Here is a 669-nt window from a genome sequence, read left to right on the forward strand (position 1 = left end):
GCGTAATATACGCCACCTCGCAACAGGAAGCTTCGGCACTGATTGCACCGCTCTTTAACAATTTATCAGACAATCTGTGTGGGCACTCGCAGGATTGATATCAGACACCTTCGGGTGTCAAAAAATATCAAGTCTCACGAGTGAACACATAATGAAATTCATTATGACGTTTTACAGATGAGCATCGCTGCACTTGTTGCAGCAAATCGAACTTTTAATTGAAGAGTTTGATCATGGCTCAGATTGAACGCTGGCGGCAGGCCTAACACATGCAAGTCGAACGGTAGCACAGAGAGCTTGCTCTTGGGTGACGAGTGGCGGACGGGTGAGTAATGTCTGGGAAACTGCCCGATAGAGGGGGATAACTACTGGAAACGGTAGCTAATACCGCATAACCTCGTAAGAGCAAAGTGGGGGACCTTCGGGCCTCACGCTATCGGATGTGCCCAGATGGGATTAGCTAGTAGGTGGGGTAATGGCTCACCTAGGCGACGATCCCTAGCTGGTCTGAGAGGATGACCAGCCACACTGGAACTGAGACACGGTCCAGACTCCTACGGGAGGCAGCAGTGGGGAATATTGCACAATGGGCGCAAGCCTGATGCAGCCATGCCGCGTGTATGAAGAAGGCCTTCGGGTTGTAAAGTACTTTCAGCGGGGAGGAAGGCG

1 rRNA gene is annotated in these 669 nt (G+C 51.3%); it reads left to right on the forward strand.

Going from position 1 to position 669, the window contains the following annotated elements:
* Nucleotides 1–215 precede the first annotated feature (215 nt).
* Nucleotides 216–669 (forward strand): 16S ribosomal RNA (locus tag NV64_RS22780); the annotation flags it as partial.

Source organism: Erwinia sp. B116, from assembly GCF_002865965.1.
Taxonomy (GTDB): Bacteria; Pseudomonadota; Gammaproteobacteria; order Enterobacterales; family Enterobacteriaceae; genus Erwinia.